We start from the raw sequence: 15,559 nt of genomic DNA on the forward strand, positions 1-15,559 counted from the left end.
ACAGACGCGGAGGCAACATGATCGTCCTGAATATCAACGGTGAATCACGCTCGGTCGACGTCCCGGACGACATGCCCCTGCTATGGGTGCTGCGCGACGTGATCGGCCTGACCGGCACCAAGTTCGGCTGCGGCATCGCGCAGTGCGGCGCCTGCACGGTGCACCTGGACGGCGCGGCCGTGCGCTCCTGCGTGCTGCCCGTATCTGCGGTGGGCAGCAAGGCCATCACCACCATCGAAGGCGTGGGCGCCAGCGCGGTCGGCAAGAAGGTGCAGCAGGCCTGGCTGGATATCGAAGTGGTGCAATGCGGCTACTGCCAGTCGGGGCAGATCATGTCCGCCACCGCGCTGCTGGCGGCCACGCCGGAACCGAGCGACGCGGAGATCGACGTGGCCATGTCCGGCAATATCTGCCGCTGCGGTACTTACGTGCGCATCCGCGAAGCGATCAGGCAGGTGGCGACCGGGCAGAAGGTTGCGCCGCAAACCATTCCCAACGTTGCGCCATCCGCCAACCCGGCCGCAGCGACTGCCCAGGTGCTTTCCTTCGTTCGGGTGGAGGGCGTGGCATGAACGTGCGCTTCGATAAAGCTCTGGGCGAAGGCCAGCCCGACAATCCTTCGCGCCGCGAAGCCCTGAAGATGAGCGGGCTGGTGGTGGCGTTCCTCTGGCTCGGCGGCGGCGCCAAGGTGCTGGGCCGCGCGGCGGTGCAAGGGCCGGTAGCGGCAGGCGATCCGGCGTTCGCGCCGAATGCCTTTATCCGCGTCGGCGCCGACGGTTCGGTGCATCTGGTGATGCCGAGCATCGAGATGGGGCAGGGTGCCTACACCGGCCAGGCCACCTTGCTGGCGGAGGAAATGGAGCTGGGGCTGGACCAGATCGTGGTCGAGCACGCGCCGGCCAACCGCAAGCTCTACGCCAACCCGTTGCTTGGCGACCAGGCCACCGGCGGTTCCACCACCATGCGCTTCTGCTGGACCACGCTGCGCCAGGCCGGCGCCGCCGCGCGCACCCTGCTGGTCAACGCCGCCGCCGCGAAGTGGAAAGTCGACCCCGCGCAATGCACCGTGGCGCGCGGCGTGATCCGGCACGAAGCGAGCGGGCGTACCGCCGGCTACGGCGAAGTAGCCAACGCGGCCGCGCAGTTGCCGATGCCGGAGAAGGTGCAGGAAAAAGACGCCGCGGCCTTCGCCCTGATCGGCAAGCCGCTGCGCCGCGTCGACACCGCCGGCAAGGTCGACGGCTCGCTGCAATTCAGCATCGATCTGCGCGTGCCGGACATGAAGATCGCCACGGTCAAGGCCTGTCCCACCCTCGGCGGCAAGCTCGCCGCGGTGGACGACAGCCGCGCGCGCCAGGTCCCCGGCTTCGTCGCCGTGCTGAAGATCGGCGATGCCGTGGCCACGGTGGGCGAACACTTCTGGGCCGCCAGGCAGGCGATGGAAGCGCTGGATATCACTTGGGACCACGGCCCCAACGCGAACTACTCCACCGAGCAGCTGTTCAAGGACCTGGCCGAGGCTTCGAAGAACGGCACGCCGATTCCGGGCAAGGACGTTGGCCACGTCGACGACGTCAAGGGCAAGGCGGTGGAGGCGGTCTATCAATTGCCCTTGCTCGCGCACGCCACCATGGAGCCGCAGAACGCCATCGTGCACGTGCGGCCCGACGGTTGCGATATCTGGACCGGCACCCAGGTGCCGGCGCGCTGCGTGGATATCGCCGCCAAGCTCACCGGCCTCAAGCCGGAGACCATCGTGGTGCACAACCAGTACATGGGCGGCGGCTTCGGGCGCCGGCTGTTCGAGGATCCGGTCGAGCAGGCCGTGGCGTTCGCGCGACAGGTCAGCTATCCGCTGAAAGTGGTGTGGACGCGCGAGGAGGACATCGGGCACGACCGCTATCGCCCGGCCTATTACGACCGCATCGCCGCCACGCTTGGCGACGACGGCAAGCCCCTGGCATGGAAGCACCGCACCACCGGCGGCTCGGTGCTCGCCACCTTCGCCCCGGGGGCGATGGCCAAGAACGGCATGGACGCGGATGCGATCGAATGCGGCGCCGACCTGCCGTACGAGTTCCCCAACATGAAGGTCGAATGGGTGCGCCACGACATGCCCGACGGCATCCATCTGGGTTGGTGGCGCGGCGTCGGCCCGGTGCACAACGTGTTCGTGGTCGAAAGCTTTATCGACGAGCTGGCGCATACCGCCGGCAAGGACCCGCTGGCTTATCGCCGCGACCTGCTGCAAAAGAATCCGCGTGCGCTTGCGGTACTGAATCTCGCGGCTGAGAAGGCGGGGTGGGGCAAGGGCAGCCTGCCGGCCCGCGTCGGACGCGGCGTGGCGGTGGCGGCGCCGTTCGGCAGTTACCTGTGCGTGATCGTCGAAGCGGAGGTGTCGCCGCAGGGCGAGGTGAAGCTGCGCCGCGCGGTCGCCGCGGTGGACTGCGGTGTCGCGATCAATCCCAACACGGTGGTGGCGCAGGTCCAGGGCGGCCTGATCTTCGGCTGGACCGCCGCGCTGTACAACGGCATCACGCTCAAGAACGGCGCGGTGCAGCAGCGCAACTTCAACGACTACCGCATGCTGCGCATCAACGAGACGCCGGCGCTCGAAGTGCATCTCATCGACAGCAAGGAAACGCCCGGCGGCATCGGCGAGACCGGCACGGTGATGGCCTTTCCGGCGCTGTTCAATGCGGTGTTCGCCGCCACCGGCGTGCGCTTGCGCAGCTATCCCATCGACCGTACGGCGCTGGTACAAGGCGCCGATGCGCTGAAGGCGGTGGTCACCCAGGCCTCCGACGGGGCCGCGGCGCAGGAGGGCAGCGTATGAAATTCGTGCGCAAGTTATTGGCGCTGGTCGCCATCGTCGTCGTGGCCGCGGTGGCCTTCACCGCGTACGCCTGGTTCACCGTGCGCGACGGCAAGGAGACCAGTGCACCGCCACCGGCTGCCGCGGGCGCTCCTGCGAGCATCAGCGACCCCGTGGCGCGCGGCGAATATCTCACCCGCGCCGCCGACTGCGCGGCCTGCCACAGCGTGCCCGGCCGTCCGGCCTTCACCGGCGGCGTGGCGTTCACGATGCCGTTCGGCACCATCTACTCGACCAATATCACCGCGGACAAGGAGACCGGCATCGGCGACTGGAGCGACGACGAGTTCGTGCGCGCCTTGCACGCCGGCGTGCGCAAGGATGGCCAGCCACTGTATCCGGCGTTCCCGTACACCTCGTATACGGCGCTCAGCCGCGACGACGTGCTCGCCATCAAGGCCTATCTGTTCAGCCTGCCGCCGAAACATGCGCCGGCACAGCCGAACGAGCTGTCCTTCCCGTTCAACCAGCGCTGGGGACTGAGCGTGTGGAACGCGCTGTTCCTGAAGAAGGAGCGCTTCCAGCCCGCGCAGGGCAAGTCGGAAGCGTGGAACCGCGGCGCTTATCTGGCCACGGCGCTGGGGCATTGCGAGGAGTGCCACACGCCGCGCAACGCCATGTATGCGCTGAACAGCAGCCGCGCCTTGTCCGGCGAAGTGCTGCAGGGCTGGAAGGCTTACAACATCACGCCCGACAAGACCTATGGCATCGGCAACTGGAGCGAGCAGCAGCTCGGCGATTACCTGTCGAAGGGACATGCCAGCGGCCGCGGCACCGCCTCCGGCCCGATGGGCGAAGTGGTGCAGAACAGCCTGCAATACCTCACGCCGGAGGACATCGGCGCACTGGTGACCTATCTGCGCGAGGCGAAGCCGCAACAGGGTAGTGCCGGCAGCGAAGTGAACGAGCATCCGGCCCTGGCCTTGGCGTCCACTGCCAATGGCCCCGGTTCCGACGAGCTCGCGCAAGGTGGCCTGGGGCAGCATCTGTTCCAGGGCGCGTGCGCCAGTTGCCATGCATGGAACGGCCAGGGCCGGCAGGTCGAGGCGGCGGCGCTGCTGGGCACGCAGGCGGCAAACGATCCGGAGGCGCACAACCTCACGCAGGTGATCCTGCAGGGCTCGACCCTGCGCACGGTGCACGGGGAGACCTCGATGCCTTCGTTCGGGCAGGCGTATACCAACGCGGAATTGGCTGCGCTCGGCAACTTCGTGCTGGTGCACTTCGGCGGCAAGCAGGCGACGCTCACCGCCGACGAAGTGGCAAAACGCCGCACGCCGTAGGTTGGGGTGAGCCAAAGGCGAACCCCAACCTACGGTGGCCATGCACCTTGGGTTGGGGTTCGCTTCTCGGCTCACCCCAACCTGCGCTGGCGCATCCGGCCATCGCGCGGGACACAAAACGCTTGGTGTGGCAGCCTCCCAGCGCCCATACTTCGACCTGTGCATCAGCCGCCACGGAAGCCTGTCGCTTGATGCGTTCACCCGGGATGATTGTTAATTGAACGTGATGCCCTCCATGTGCCACCAGCACGGGAAAACGCTCGCGCCTTTCCGCAACGCGGGAGCGGCGTCATGAACGTGCTGTCCGATCGCTACGGCCGCCACTTTCCCTACCTGCGCCTGTCGATCATCCCGGCCTGCAACTTCCGCTGCACCTACTGCCTGCCCAACGGCTACCACGCCACCCCCGGCGCCGCCGCGCCGCTGAGCCTGGCGGAAATCGCGCGCCTGTTGCGCGGCTTCGCCGAGCTGGGCATGCACAAGCTGCGCATCACCGGCGGCGAGCCTTCGGTGCGCCACGACCTCACCGAGGTGTTGCGCACCGCCTCGTCCATCCCCGGCGTACGCAAGCTGGCGATGACCACCAATGGCACGCTGCTGTCGCGCAAGCTGGACGAATGGATGGAGGCGGGACTCAACGCCATCAACATCAGCGTGGACAGCCTCGATCCCGCCAGCTTCGCCCGCATCACCGGCCACGATCGGCTCGACGACATCCTCGCCGGCATCGACCGCGCGGTGGCGGTGGGCCTGCCGTCGGTGAAGCTCAACGCCGTGCTGCTGCGCGACGTCAACGATCATGAGCTGCCGGCCTGGCTCGACTACCTGCGCGAGCGTCCGGTAGGCCTGCGCTTCATCGAACTGATGCAGACCGGCGACACCCTGGCCTTCTTCCGCGAACGCCACGTGCGCGCCGAAGCGCTGGAAACGCAATTGCAGGACGCCGGCTGGGAGCTGTTGCCGCGCGCCGCCGACGCCGGCCCCGCACGCGAATACCGCCATGCCGGTTATGCCGGGCGCATCGGCATCATCGCGCCGTATTCGAAGGATTTCTGCGCCGGCTGCAACCGCCTGCGCGTCACCGCCACCGGCGACCTGCGCCTGTGCCTGTTCGGCGAGTTCGGCATTCCGCTGCGCCCGCTGCTGCAGGAAGACGACCAGCTCGAAGCGCTGGTCCGCGCGATCGGCGGCCAGCTGGTGCGCAAGGAACAGACGCATCACCTGCACGAAGGCCGCACCGGCATCACCCCCCATCTGGCATCGACCGGAGGCTGATTCATGCACGAACGCGAGACGCGCGTCCCCGCCACGGCTCCCAAAGAGCATTTCCACATGGCCGACGTGCGCCGCAAGCGTGCCACCGCCCGCCGCGCGGTAGCCGTCGGCGAACTGCAGGCGGGCAGCGCCTACGAAGATCTGGCACATGGCCGCCTGCCCAAGGGCGATGCCATCGCCATGGCCGAAATCGCCGGCCTGCAAGGCGCGAAGAACGCCGCGCAACTGATGCCGCTTTGCCATCCGCTGCCGCTGGAATACATCGGCGTGCGCTGCGAGCCCGTGCCGGAACGCCAATCCATTCGCGTGTATTGCGAAGTAGCCACCTTCGCCCGCACCGGCGTGGAGATGGAAGCGCTGGCCGGCGTCAGCGCGGCCCTGCTTACGCTATACGACCTGACCAAGCCGGTGCAGCCGGCCTTGTCGATAGGCGGTACGCGGCTGCTGTTCAAGGAAGGCGGCAAGAAGGGGCTGTGGCTGCATCCGGATGGGATGAGCGATGCCGAGCGCGAACACTATCGTCCGCGCGCAACGGCCAGGCTGGAAGGTGTCGCCGCCGCGGTGATCACGCTCAGCGACCGCGCCAGCCGCGGCGATTACGAAGACGTCTCCGGTCCGTTGCTGGTGGAACGCCTGCGCGCGCTCGGCGCCGAACTCGGTCCGGCCGAACTGCGTCCTGACGATGAAGAAACCCTGGCCACGCGCCTGCGCGAACTCGCCATCGCCGGCGCGCGCCTGGTGCTGTGCACCGGCGGCACCGGGCTGGCGCCGCGCGACCGCACGCCCGAGGCCTTGGCGCGCGTCGCCGACCGCCATGTCGCCGGCATCGGCGAACTGTTCCGCAGCGAAAGCGGCCGCCACACGCCGATGGCCTGGCTGAGCCGCGCCGACGCCGTGCTGGTCGGCAGCACGCTGGTGATCGCACTGCCCGGCAGCGCCAAGGCGGTGGCGGAAGGGATGGATATCCTCGCGCCGATCCTGGCCCATGCGCTCGACATGGCCACCGGCGGAGGCCATGCATGAGCCACGAGCTGCTCGAACCGCTCGACGCGCTGGGCATCATCCTTCAGCACTGCGTGCAGGCGCCGGCGGAAGATTGCTGGAGCGAGCTGGCGCTGGGCCGCGTGTTGCGCGAAGCCGTGGTCAGCACCGCCGCGGTGCCGCCGTTCGACAACTCCGCGATGGACGGCTATGCGCTCGGCGGCGACGCGGCACCGCTGCCGGCCGACAGCGAATGGCTGGTCGAAGGCGAGCAGGCGGCCGGCGATGCCATGCGTGGCCGCGCCCGCGGCGCATGGGAAATCATGACCGGCGCGGCGATGCCCGAAGGGCTGGATCGCGTGATCCCGGTGGAACAGACCGAGCGGCTCGAAGCGCCGCATCGCGTGCGCCTGCTGGCCGAGGTGGCACCGGGACAGAACGTGCGCCTGGCCGGCTCCGACGTGGCCATCGGCGAGACCGTGCTGGCTGCGGATACGCTGCTGGCGCCGCAGCACCTGATGCTGCTGGCTTCGCTGGGCGTGGCCCAGGTCAGTGTCACCGCACGCCCCAGGGTGGCGGCGCTGTGCACCGGCCGCGAACTGATCGACGACCCGGCCGAGCCGCTGGCGTCCGGGCAGATCCGCAACTCCAACGGACCCTTCCTCGCCGCGCGGATACCGGCGGCCGGCGCCGAGCTGGCGCATGCGGAGACGGTGGGCGACGACGTCGACGCGTTTCTCGATGCGGTCGACCGCGCCCGCGCAGCCGGCGCACGCGTCATCATTTCCACCGGCGCGGTATCGATGGGCCGCTACGACTTCGTGCCGGTGGCGCTGGAACGGCTGGGCGCGCAGGTGCTGTTCCACAAGGTGGCGATCCGTCCCGGCAAGCCGCTGCTGTTCGCGCGCCTGCCGGACGGCACGCTGTTCTTCGGCCTGCCGGGCAATCCGGTCGCGGTGGCGGTGGGTTTTCGCTTCTTCGTGGAGCCCGCGCTGCGCGCGATGCTCGGCCTGCCGCGCGAGCGTCCGTGGCAAGTGCCGCTGGCCGCGCCGTTCGTGAAGAAGCCGCGCCTGCATTTCTATCTGAAGTCGCAACTGGCGGTGGACGAGCGCGGACAACTGTCGGCGACCGCGCTGCACGGGCAGGAGTCGTATCGCATCCGGCCGCTGGCGGAAGCCAACGCCTGGGTGCATCTCCCGCTCGAAGCAGGCGAGCTGGCAACGGGCACGCTGGTCGAGGTCTATGGGCTGGGCCATCTGGAAAGCCCATCGTGGGGTCGTGCATGAAGGTCCGGATCGCGCTGTACGGCGCGCTGCGCGAGGCAGACCCTCGCGGCTATCTCGAACTGGACGTACCGCCCGGCAGCACCATCGCCGCCTTGCGCGAGCTGCTGGCGGCGCAGCTGCGCGAGCACGCGCCGCAGGTGAATGCGGGGCTGGTGCGCATCTCGGCCTTCGCCAGCGCCGAAGAGATACTGCACAACCACCGCGAGGTGCCGGAAGGCCTCGAGTTGGCGGTGCTGCCGCCGGTGAGCGGAGGTTGAGCGTGGAGAACGCAATGGACGATCTGCACGTGGCAGTGGTCGAACGCACGCAGGCCGCGCTGGATGTCGCCGCCGCGCTGGACTTCGTATCCGACCCGCGCTTCGGCGGCATCGCGATCTTCGTCGGCAAGGTGCGCGACTTCAATGTCGGCCGCCATGTGGTGGGCATCAGCTACGACCTGTTCGTGCCGCTGGCCCTGCGTACTTTTCGCGATATCGGCGAACGCGCGCGCGCCGAGGTGGCCGCGCCGCTGAAGCTGTATATCGCTCACGCCAAGGGCCATCTGGGTCTGGGCGACCTTGCCGTGGTGGTGGCGGCAGGCACGCCGCATCGCGCCGAGGCGTTCCGCGCCTGCCGGATGGCGATCGAGGCGGTGAAGCACGAGGCGCCGATCTGGAAGCAGGAGCATTACGTCGACGGCGACAGCGCATGGAGCGAGGGTTGCTCGCTGTGCGAGCCGTCGCCGCATGACGAGGCGCACGACCATGGCGACCATGGTCACGCGCACTGAGCCGTGTCCGTGCATCGGCGTGGTGCTGGCCGGCGGGCTGTCCTCGCGCATGGGGCGTGACAAGGCCCTGCTGCCGTGGCGAGGAAGGCCGCTGATCGAACATCAGCTCGAGGTATTGCGCGAGGCCGGCGTGGACGAAGTCCGTGTCAGTGGCCTGCGCCCCGACTACGCCGGCATCGTCGATGCGGCGCCCCTGGCCGGACCGCTGGGCGGCCTCGCCAGCATCGCGCAGGCGCAGGCGGGCGAGGCCGACCTGCTGGTGATTCCGATCGACATGCCCTTGCTGCAACCCGCCTTGCTGCAACGCCTGCGCAGCGAGCGGCCGCAGGCGCGCAGCGTTTCCTTCGCGGCTCACGTATTGCCGTTGCGCCTGCGCCTGGACGAGCACAGCCGGATGGCGCTGTCCGAGCTGATGTCGCGCGACGATCCTCGCCAACGCTCGTTGCGTGCTCTGCAGGCGGCGGTCGGTCACGAAGAACTGGCCGTGGCCGCCGCCGAGGCGGCACAGCTGGCGGACTGCAATACCCAGACCCAATGGAACGAGGTGGCCGGATGAAGGTGCAACTGCAGGGCCAGACGCTGCGCCTGCGCATCGACGAAGCGGAGCTGGCGCAATTGCTCGGTGGCGCCACGGTGGGCAACCGCACGCAGTGGCCCGACGGCAAGCTGGAAAGCCAGCAACTGGTCCTGGGCGATGCACATGGTTGGCAGCGCCGCGCCGATGGTTGGCAAGTGATATTGAGCGACGCCGAAGCGCGTGTCTTCGCCGCACGCCTGCCCAGCCGCGATGGCCTGGAGATCGCACTGCCGGTACCCGGCGGAGAGCCGCTGCAGTTGTTGTTCGACGTGGATGTGCGGGACAGCGTGCGGCATCGCCGTGGCAAGAAGGAGGAGGGTGCATGAAAGGCGGATACCGTTCGCTGGCGTGCTGGCTGGCGCCGCTGCTGTTGCTGTTCGGCACCACAGCGCTTGCCGCCGACACAGCCGTGCTGCGCGTCGCCTACGCCGGTTCGATGGGTGTGGTGATGGACCAGTCGCTCGGCCCGGCCTTCGCCAAGGCGCACGAGGCACGTTTCGAAGGCGTGGGGCAGGGCTCCTTCGCCCTGGCGCGGCTGCTGGCCGGCAAGCAGATGCAGGCCGACGTGTTCGTCGCCATCACGCCGCCGCCGATGAAGGTAGTGCGCGAGGCGGGACTTGCCGAGCGCGCGGTGCCGGTGGCGAGCACGCGGATGGTGGTGATCTATGGCCCCAAGAGCCGTTTCGCCAAGGATTTCGAGGCTGCGGCGAAAGGCCGGAAGAGCTGGTATGAGGTCTTGCGCCAATCCGGCCTGCGCCTCGGGCGCACCGATCCCGCGGTCGATCCGCAGGGCGCCAACGCCTTGCTGACCCTGCAGCTGGCTGAGACCTATTACCACCAGCCCGGTTTGCTGAAAGACATCGCCGGCGAGCTGCAGAACCCGCAGCAGATCTTCGCCGAGCCTTCGCTGATGTCGCGCCTGGAAGCCGGCCAGATCGACGCCGCCGTCGGCTATGCCAGCGCCGCGTTCTCGCATCATCTGCCGACCATCGATCTGCCGGACGAGATCAACCTGGCGCAGCCGTCCTTGCAGGACGCGTGGTATGCCAAGGCCAAGCTCACGCTGGCCGATGGCAAAGTGCTCAAGGCGCAGCCGCTGGTGTTCTACGCCGCCGTGCTGACCGATGCCAGGCAGGCGCAGCTCGGCGCCGACTTCGTGCAACTGCTGCAGTCGGCCGAAGGACAGGCGATGTTGCGCGAACGCGGCTACGACCCGCCGCACGGCGAGGCGCTGTGACCTCAGTGCCCGGCACGGCGTACTTGCGTTCGCGGCTCTCCGCGTTGCCGGCGGCGCTTGCCTTGTTGCTGCTGGCCACGCCGTTCGTCGGCCTGCTGCTGGCCACCGACTGGCGCCATTTCGGTTTCGCGCACGGCGACGGTGGTGCGGTGCGCGTGTCGCTTGGATACAGCCTGATCGCACTGGTGCCGATCGTGGCGCTGGGCACGCCACTGGCCTGGTGGCTGGCGCGGCATCGCGTGCGCGGGCAGTGGCTGGTCGATGCGCTGCTGCTGGTGTCGCTGCTCACGCCACCGTTGGCGATGGGCTTGTTGCTGGCGTCGATGTATGGCCCTTACGGCCCGGCTGGACATCTGCTGGAACGGGCGGGGCTGTTGCTGACCAACTCGGCGCCGGCCTTCATCCTGGCCCAGTTCTACGCCGCGTTGCCTTATTACGTGATGGCGGCGCGCACCGCGTTCGAAGGCGTGCCGCGCGAACTGGAACAGATCGCGCTCACCCTCGGCTATTCGCCGTGGCGCAGCTTCGTCCACGTCAGCCTGCCGCTGGCGCGGCTGGGCCTGGCGGCTGCGGTGGCGCTGGCCTGGGTGCGCGCGCTGGGCGAATTCGGCGCGGTACTGATCGTGGCGTATTACCCGCAAGGCATCCCGGTGAAGCTGTGGGTGAACCTGCAGGACATCGGCCTGGACGCGGTGTATCCGCTGCTGTGGGTGTTCTTCCTGGCGGCGCTGCCGTTGCCGCTGGTGCTGGGCATGGCCGTGCGCAGGCGCCTGGCGTGATGCGCATCGATTACCGCATCGAGCAACCGGTGGCGCTGCACGCGAGCTTCGAAGTCGCGGGTTTCACCGTCTTGCTGGGTGCGAGCGGCGAAGGCAAGACATTGTTGTTGTCGGCGATTGCGGGTCTGATCGCGGCACGCGGCGAACCGTTCGACGGTCTGCCGCCGCAGCAACGCACGGTGGGTTATCTGCCGCAGGGCCACGCGTTGTTTCCGCATCTGCGTGCATGGGAAAACGTGGCTTTCAGCCTGCGCGGACGGCAACGCCGCGCGCAGGCCACCCAGTGGCTGGAGCGTGTGGGCATGGCCGATCTGGCCGAGCGCTGGCCTTCGTCCTTGTCCGGCGGCCAGCAGCAGCGTGTGGCGCTGGCGCGCGCTTTGGCGCGGCGGCCGAGCCTGTTGTTGCTGGATGAACCGACCTCGGCGCTGGACCCGGTCACGCGCGACGAAGTGCTGGCCGAATTGATCGCCGAAGTGCACGAGGCGGGCATTCCGGCCCTGGCGGTCAGCCACGATCCCGCGCTCGCGGCGGTGGCCGATCGCCTGGTGCTGATGCATGGCCGGCGCATCGTGCAGATCGGCACGCCCGAAGAGGTGCACGCGCAACCGGCAAGCGGTGCGGTGGCACGCCTGCTGGGACTTCGTAACGTGCAGCGTGGACAGATCGTCGGTGCGCCCGGCGCTCAGCGGCTGTCGTGGCCGGAGGCGGAGGCCAGCCTGCGCGTGGATACCGCACTGGCCGATGGCACCCTGGTCGATTGGCATATCGCACCGGCTGACGTGCGCTTGCACGATTCGGCCATGGCATCGGGCGACACCCTCGCCGCCACGTTCGAATTGCGCCAGACCGCCCCGCACCGCAGCTATCTCGGCATGCGCTGCGGCCAGGCGCGCCTGTGGGTGGAACCGCCGGCGGGTTATGAGCTGCCTGATGCGCCCATGCTGTCGCTGCCGCCAGAAGCGATTCGATGCTGGTCCTTGGATGGCGGTTGATGGCGCCTGGAAGCGCCAACGAGCTTCCACGCCCGTCATCCCGGCGCAGGCCGGGATCCAGTAGCGAAGCGGCATGATTATCGGTGCAGGGTCGACAGCTCTTTACCAGAAGCCGGGAAAGACCGAGCGACCATCGGGCGCGACCGTCACTGGATCCCGGCCTGCGCCGGGATGACGGCAGTGGGGCGCGACACATGGCTGTCCGAGCCATCGCCAACGGATCGGCCTATGATTCATGTCTCGATGAATTCCACACTTACAGCAGCAGCTTCATGAGCACGCAATCGAAAGACCTCGACCTCGAAAAAAGCATCCAGCCCTACGACGGCCCCGCCGGCGGCTGGGGCGCCCTGCGCGCGGTGGCCAAGGCGATCCGCGAGCAGATGGCGGTGGCGCGCTCGGTCGAGGCGCTGCAGCGGGTCAACAAGCCGCTCGGCTTCGATTGTCCCGGTTGCGCCTGGCCCGATCCGCGGCATACCTCGTCGTTCGAGTTCTGCGAGAACGGCGCCAAGGCGGTGAGCTGGGAGGCGACCTCCAAGCGCACCACGCCGGAGTTCTTCGCGCAGCACACGCTGTCCGAACTGTGGGCGTGGACCGACCACGCGCTGGAAGACCAGGGCCGCCTGACCCACCCGATGGCGTACGACGCGGCGCAGGACAAATACGTCGCGGTCTCCTGGGACGAAGCCGCCACGCGCATCGGCGCTGCCCTGCGCGCGCTGCCCGATCCGGCCATGGCGGAGTTCTACGCCTCCGGCCGCGCCTCCAACGAGGCGGCGTTCCTGTATCAGCTGTTTGCGCGCGAATACGGCTGCAACAACTTCCCCGACTGCTCGAACATGTGCCACGAAGCATCCAGCGTGGGCCTGCCCGAGCAGATCGGCGTGGGCAAGGGCACGGTGCAGCTGGAGGATTTCGAACAGGCCGATGCGGTGTTCTGCATCGGCCACAACCCCGGCACCAACCATCCGCGCATGCTCGGCACGCTGCGCGAGGTTTCGCTGCGCGGCGTGCCGATCGTGGTGCTGAACCCGATGCCCGAGCGCGGCCTGGAACGCTTCACCTCGCCGCAGGATCCGGCCGAGATGCTGACCGGCCGCTCGGTGCCGATCGCCAGCACCTATTTCAAGCCGAAGATCGGCGGCGACATCGCCACCATGAAAGGCATGATGAAGTGGCTGTTCGAGGCTGATGCCGCCGATCTTGCCGGTGGCGGCACGGGCCTGCTGGATCGCGCCTTCATCGCCGGACACACCACCGGCCTGGAGGCACTGCAGGCCGACGTGCAGGCCACGTCGTGGGAGAGCATCGAGAGTGCCTCCGGCCTGAGCCGCGCCGAGATCGAAGTCGCGGCCGGCATCTATGCCGCCGCCGAGAAGGTGATCTTCTGCTACGGCATGGGCATCACCCAGCACCGCCATGGCGTGGAGAACGTGCAGCAGCTGGTGAACCTGCTGCTGCTGCGCGGGAATATCGGCAAGCCCGGCGCCGGCATCTGCCCGTTGCGCGGCCACTCCAACGTGCAGGGCGACCGCACGGTGGGCATTACCGAAAAACCCAATGCCGCCTTGCTGGATGGCATCCGCCGCGTCTACGGTTTCGAGCCGCCGACTGCGCATGGCCATGATGCGGTCGCCGCGGTCAAGGCGATCGGCGAAGGACGCTCCAAGGCGCTGCTGTGCCTGGGCGGCAACCTGGCGGTGGCGATGTCCGATCCGCAGGCGACCTTTCCGGCGATGCGCAAGCTCGACCTGGTGGTGCACGTGGCCACCAAGCTCAATCGCTCGCATCTGATTCCCGCGCGCGAAGCTTTCGTGCTGCCGTGCCTGGGCCGCACCGAGATCGATATGCAAACTGCCGGCCCGCAGTCGGTGACGGTGGAGGACTCGATGTCGATGGTGCATGCCTCGCAAGGCCGGCTGCGGCCGGCCTCGGAGCATCTGCGTTCGGAGCCGGCGATCGTCGCGCTGCTCGCGCGCGCCACGCTGCCGCAGTCCAAGGTGGATTGGGAAGGCATGGTGGCCGACTACGACCACATCCGCGACGGCATCGAGGCGGTGTTCCCGATCTTCGCCAACTACAACGAGCGGGTGCGCCAACCGGGTGGCTTCCATCTGGAGAACGCCGCCGCGCTGCGCCGCTGGAATACGCCGAACGGCAAGGCGCGTTTCATGTTGGCCAAGGGGCTGGAGGAGGATGTGCCGGCCGCGCGCGATCTGCTGAAGCTGGCCACGGTGCGCTCGCACGACCAGTACAACACCACCATCTACGGCTACAACGACCGCTACCGCGGCATCGCCGGACGGCGCGACGTGGTCTTCGTGCATCCGGAGGACCTCGCCGAACGCGGCCTGCGCGAAGGCGACCGCATCGATGTGGAAGCCAGCCGCGCGGACGGCACGCCGAACGGACGCGCGGTGCGCGGTTTCGTGGCGGTGCCGTTCGGCATCGCGCGCGGTTCGGTAGCGATGTATTTCCCGGAGGGCAATGGCCTGCTGGCGCTGGACGAACACGATGCGCGCTCGGGTACGCCGGGCTACAAATCGATTCCGGTGCGGCTGTCTGCCTCATCGGTGCCGGCCGGGCCGGAGGCCTGACCCGCATGCAGCGCTCCGGACTCGCGCGCCGCGCCGTGATCGTGCACCAGGGCAACGACCTGCGGCAGGGTGAGGACTGGCTGGCCGAAGAGGCGCCGGTGGAGTTGCGCTACAACGGCGAATCCTTCGCGGTGATGATGGCCACGCCGGCCGATCTGGAGGACTTTGCGTACGGCTTCTCGCTGACCGAAGGGCGGGTGGCGCGTGCGGACGATATCCGCGGTGTCGCCATCCACGAACAACTGGAAGGCTATGTGGTGGACGTCGACGCGCCCGAGGTGGAAGGCGTGGACGAAGACTCGGCCCGCCTGCTGCCGGGACGCAGCGGTTGCGGATTGTGCGGCAGCCGCCACCTGGAAGACGTGCTGCGGCCGCTGGCGCGGGTGCCGGACGGTCCGCTGCTGGAACCGCACGCACTGGAACGCGCGCTCGAAGCGCTCTCGCCGCACCAGCAGCTCAACAGCCAGACCGGCGCGGTGCATGCGGCTGCATGGGCCTCGCCGGCAGGCGACATCCTGCACGTGCGCGAAGACGTCGGCCGCCACAACGCGCTGGACAAATTGCTGGGCGCGCTCAGCCGCGGCGGCGTCGACCTGCGCGGCGGCTTCGTGCTGGTCACCAGCCGGGCCAGCTACGAGATGGTCACCAAGGCGGCCAGCCTCGGCGTGGGCGTGCTGGCTGCGATTTCCGCGCCGACGGCGCTGGCGGTGACCCTGGCGCAGTCCTGCCAGCTGACCCTGACCGGTTTCGTGCGGCCCGGGCGGCACGTGGTCTACAGCCATCCGCAACGCTTGAGCGACATCGTGGACGTGCCGCGGTCGTGATCGCCCGTCCCACCCTCAGCGCCATTCCGCACGCAGCAGGCCCGTACACCGATCGTTGAACGCCGGCAGGCGATGATCGCCGCT

General features: G+C 68.5%; 15 protein-coding genes. All 15 read left to right on the forward strand.

All coding sequences use genetic code 11. The features are described 5' to 3' along the window. The first annotated feature begins 17 nt into the window (after positions 1-17). The 15 genes from AB4083_RS04860 to fdhD all read left to right on the forward strand — a co-directional run bounded on the left by AB4083_RS04860 (position 18) and on the right by fdhD (position 15,475). Entirely contained in the window at positions 18-572 is a 555-nt protein-coding gene (locus AB4083_RS04860; protein WP_441606626.1) for a (2Fe-2S)-binding protein, read from the forward strand. Continuing rightward, positions 569-2,836, forward strand: coding sequence for a molybdopterin cofactor-binding domain-containing protein (locus tag AB4083_RS04865; RefSeq protein WP_441606627.1), 2,268 nt, complete (start codon positions 569-571; stop codon positions 2,834-2,836). Before AB4083_RS04860 ends, AB4083_RS04865 begins: the two co-directional genes overlap by 4 nt. Continuing rightward, positions 2,833-4,158: a c-type cytochrome gene (locus tag AB4083_RS04870; protein ID WP_441606628.1), complete on the forward strand. Its 1,326-nt coding sequence runs from the start codon at positions 2,833-2,835 to the stop codon at positions 4,156-4,158. Before AB4083_RS04865 ends, AB4083_RS04870 begins: the two co-directional genes overlap by 4 nt. A 291-nt stretch (positions 4,159-4,449) precedes the next feature. Continuing rightward, positions 4,450-5,433: a GTP 3',8-cyclase MoaA gene (gene moaA, locus AB4083_RS04875; RefSeq protein WP_441606629.1), complete on the forward strand. Its 984-nt coding sequence runs from the start codon at positions 4,450-4,452 to the stop codon at positions 5,431-5,433. 3 nt (positions 5,434-5,436) lie between these two features. Further along, complete coding sequence (gene moaCB, locus AB4083_RS04880) at positions 5,437-6,456, forward strand: bifunctional molybdenum cofactor biosynthesis protein MoaC/MoaB (protein ID WP_441606630.1); 1,020 nt, start codon at positions 5,437-5,439, stop codon at positions 6,454-6,456. Beyond that, positions 6,453-7,700, forward strand: coding sequence for a molybdopterin molybdotransferase MoeA (locus AB4083_RS04885; protein WP_441606631.1), 1,248 nt, complete (start codon positions 6,453-6,455; stop codon positions 7,698-7,700). The genes moaCB and AB4083_RS04885 overlap by 4 nt, the downstream gene beginning before the upstream one ends. Continuing rightward, positions 7,697-7,957 carry a MoaD/ThiS family protein gene (locus AB4083_RS04890; protein WP_441606632.1) on the forward strand — a complete coding sequence of 87 codons (261 nt, stop codon included), beginning with the start codon at positions 7,697-7,699 and terminating at the stop codon, positions 7,955-7,957. Before AB4083_RS04885 ends, AB4083_RS04890 begins: the two co-directional genes overlap by 4 nt. A 14-nt stretch (positions 7,958-7,971) precedes the next feature. Further along, a complete protein-coding gene (locus AB4083_RS04895) occupies positions 7,972-8,469 on the forward strand; it encodes a molybdenum cofactor biosynthesis protein MoaE (protein ID WP_441606633.1) in 498 nt (165 codons plus the stop codon). Beyond that, complete coding sequence (gene mobA, locus AB4083_RS04900) at positions 8,453-9,025, forward strand: molybdenum cofactor guanylyltransferase (protein ID WP_441606832.1); 573 nt, start codon at positions 8,453-8,455, stop codon at positions 9,023-9,025. Before AB4083_RS04895 ends, mobA begins: the two co-directional genes overlap by 17 nt. Further along, positions 9,022-9,372, forward strand: a complete 351-nt coding sequence (locus AB4083_RS04905) for a hypothetical protein (RefSeq protein ID WP_441606634.1) — start codon at positions 9,022-9,024, stop codon at positions 9,370-9,372. Before mobA ends, AB4083_RS04905 begins: the two co-directional genes overlap by 4 nt. Beyond that, positions 9,369-10,283, forward strand: a complete 915-nt coding sequence (locus AB4083_RS04910) for an extracellular solute-binding protein (protein WP_441606635.1) — start codon at positions 9,369-9,371, stop codon at positions 10,281-10,283. The genes AB4083_RS04905 and AB4083_RS04910 overlap by 4 nt, the downstream gene beginning before the upstream one ends. After that, positions 10,280-11,062, forward strand: a complete 783-nt coding sequence (locus AB4083_RS04915) for an ABC transporter permease subunit (RefSeq protein ID WP_441606636.1) — start codon at positions 10,280-10,282, stop codon at positions 11,060-11,062. The genes AB4083_RS04910 and AB4083_RS04915 overlap by 4 nt, the downstream gene beginning before the upstream one ends. After that, the gene (locus AB4083_RS04920) at positions 11,062-12,054 is read left to right on the forward strand and encodes an ABC transporter ATP-binding protein (protein WP_441606833.1); all 993 of its coding nucleotides are present in this window, start codon (positions 11,062-11,064) and stop codon (positions 12,052-12,054) included. The genes AB4083_RS04915 and AB4083_RS04920 overlap by 1 nt, the downstream gene beginning before the upstream one ends. Before the next feature lie 272 nt (positions 12,055-12,326). After that, entirely contained in the window at positions 12,327-14,651 is a 2,325-nt protein-coding gene (locus AB4083_RS04925) for an FdhF/YdeP family oxidoreductase (protein WP_441606637.1), read from the forward strand. A gap of 5 nt (positions 14,652-14,656) precedes the next feature. Continuing rightward, positions 14,657-15,475, forward strand: a complete 819-nt coding sequence (gene fdhD / locus AB4083_RS04930) for a formate dehydrogenase accessory sulfurtransferase FdhD (RefSeq protein WP_441606638.1) — start codon at positions 14,657-14,659, stop codon at positions 15,473-15,475. The last annotated feature ends 84 nt before the right edge of the window (positions 15,476-15,559 follow it).

The organism is Dyella sp. 2RAB6 (assembly GCF_052115385.1).
Lineage (GTDB): Bacteria > Pseudomonadota > Gammaproteobacteria > Xanthomonadales > Rhodanobacteraceae > Dyella_D.